Origin of the sequence: Microcoleus sp. B13-B6, from assembly GCF_036705405.1 — a bacterium.
Lineage (GTDB): Bacteria > Cyanobacteriota > Cyanobacteriia > Cyanobacteriales > Microcoleaceae > Microcoleus.
This window is the reverse complement of the sequence record NZ_JAUBUJ010000239.1, coordinates 1-1,676: the sequence shown is the minus strand read 5'-3', so window position 1 is coordinate 1,676 and position 1,676 is coordinate 1. Positions and strand designations below refer to the sequence as shown.

General features: G+C 46.5%; 5 protein-coding genes. All 5 read right to left on the bottom strand.

Annotation, left to right across the window (positions count from 1 at the left end; all coding sequences use genetic code 11):
• Positions 1–145 precede the first annotated feature (145 nt).
• Positions 146–433, bottom strand: a complete 288-nt coding sequence (locus QUB35_RS38920; RefSeq protein WP_333148411.1) for a hypothetical protein — start codon at positions 431–433, stop codon at positions 146–148.
• Complete coding sequence (locus QUB35_RS38915; protein WP_333148410.1) at positions 424–687, bottom strand: hypothetical protein; 264 nt, start codon at positions 685–687, stop codon at positions 424–426. Before QUB35_RS38915 ends, QUB35_RS38920 begins: the two co-directional genes overlap by 10 nt.
• Positions 687–875 (bottom strand): hypothetical protein, encoded by a 189-nt coding sequence (locus tag QUB35_RS38910; RefSeq protein ID WP_333148408.1) that lies wholly within the window; start codon positions 873–875, stop codon positions 687–689. Before QUB35_RS38910 ends, QUB35_RS38915 begins: the two co-directional genes overlap by 1 nt.
• Positions 872–1,090, bottom strand: a complete 219-nt coding sequence (locus QUB35_RS38905) for a hypothetical protein (protein ID WP_333148406.1) — start codon at positions 1,088–1,090, stop codon at positions 872–874. The genes QUB35_RS38910 and QUB35_RS38905 overlap by 4 nt, the downstream gene beginning before the upstream one ends.
• The coding region (locus QUB35_RS38900; protein ID WP_333148404.1) for a hypothetical protein at positions 1,090–1,676 on the bottom strand (587 nt) is incomplete at its 5' end. The genes QUB35_RS38900 and QUB35_RS38905, both read right to left, overlap by 1 nt.

The following is a 1,676-nucleotide window of genomic DNA, read 5'->3' as shown; positions in this document are numbered from 1 at the left end:
GCGATATTGCCAGCGGTAACAGCACAAGCAATCGCAGCACACAAGCTGACACCTTGCAGTGCTTTATGAGTGTCTAGCTTTTTGTCCAGGGCTGCTAGTGGAGTTAACCACAACACGACAGAGGACGCGCTCAACACAAACAGTTTTAGCTGCATGATTCCCCCTCAAATAACTTACTTGAATGATTGTTGATTTCGCTAGCAGCTTTCTCAAAATCAAGGTTTTCAGCTCGAATCGCTTTTTCCAAAGCAGCGGAAATTCTGTCTTCAAATTCGTACTGTAAATCTGTAAAATCCCAGTTAAAAATTTCACAGTCGTCTTCCTTTTGTCGCTTAGTCCTTGCGTATTCTTTCAAGTTTTCAGCTTTTACTTCTTCGACAAATTGCGAGAGAAGATTGATAAAATCTTCTGTAGTCAAAAAGTCTAGCTGCATAGAAACACCCCCAAACCAATCAGTAACATCGCTAAACCACCGACTAGAACTGCTTGTAAATCAGCAACTGTAATCTTAAGTAGTTTACTCAGGGAGTAGTCAAGTAACCAGCTTAACCCCCAAGCAATCGCAATCGCTGCTAACAGGAATGAGACGGCTTTCATCGCCATTGGATGCAGACTCGCTATCCACCCCAAAAGGGAGAAAGCGACGCATCCGGCAACGAAGTAGTTAGCCAGATACATCGCTTTCATTATTTCTTGCCTCCACAATAAACTTTGAGATAACACGGAAGCCCCGGTGCTATCTCTTTCATGTGCTTGGATGCTGCGTTTAACGCGTCGTAAGCATCAATCTGATGCTCCGATTCAAGCCCAATTACTCGGATAGTTCGCTCAGTCGAGGGGTCAATGGCGAAAACTTCGCGGTGATACTTTTTCATTTTTTGCCTCCTAGCACTGCATCCCAAGGGCGGGGTTGGGGAGTAGCTACAGCGGGGGCGCGAAAATTCTTTAAGGCAGATGAGTAGCGGTTAGGACTGACAGCCTCGCCTAATTTAAGTTCGCTGCCTTGCGTGAAGGTAAAGCCATTTGCTTGCAGGGCTTCCTTCATTGCCTCTATCTCTTCCTTTGTGCCTGAGAGCCAGATATATTCCATTAGTTCGCCCCCGTCAATTTTGCTTTAATCGCATCAATCCGGGTGCGGGCATCGCTGTCAGCTTTATCAAGTCTTAGCCCTTGCTTGGCATATCCTTCGCGTAGCCCGTGTAGTCCTTTGGCGTAGGTAGTAGTTGCCCTTATCTTCTTTTGTTCATTGCCAGCCACTACGCCTTTGTATTGGTAGTGGGCTTTATGTACCTTCGTATCAGCGGTATCAATCCGAGAAAGCGCCCCGTACATCTGTTTGGCGTACTTAGCACCAGATTCTTTCTCTGTTGCCAGTGTCCGCACTGCTTTTGCCTCTTCCTTTGAGGCATAGCGGGGAGTATCAACCACCGGCACAGAACGGATTGAATCAAAATTGCCGGGATTCATTGGGCTTAAGGCTTGTCCATCAGTGGCGGCCAATACCTTAGATTTGTCGATTGCGTGTCCGCCGTCGTTGCTGGCTGTGAGTTTTCCAGCATCAGAATTACCACCAAACAGTCGCAGTTGTAAGCTCATAGTTTTGTCCCAATTTGAATGTTGATGCGAACAGGAGAGGGAAATAAATTCAGGGGATTGATTTGTCGCCACATAGACAT

Excerpts from the sequence above, each read along its gene's own strand:
- QUB35_RS38920 (WP_333148411.1), bottom strand. The coding sequence starts at position 433 with ATGCAGCTAGACTTTTTGACTACAGAAGATTTTATCAATCTTCTCTCG.
- QUB35_RS38915 (WP_333148410.1), bottom strand. The coding sequence starts at position 687 with ATGAAAGCGATGTATCTGGCTAACTACTTCGTTGCCGGATGCGTCGCT.
- QUB35_RS38910 (WP_333148408.1), bottom strand. The coding sequence starts at position 875 with ATGAAAAAGTATCACCGCGAAGTTTTCGCCATTGACCCCTCGACTGAG.
- QUB35_RS38905 (WP_333148406.1), bottom strand. The coding sequence starts at position 1,090 with ATGGAATATATCTGGCTCTCAGGCACAAAGGAAGAGATAGAGGCAATG.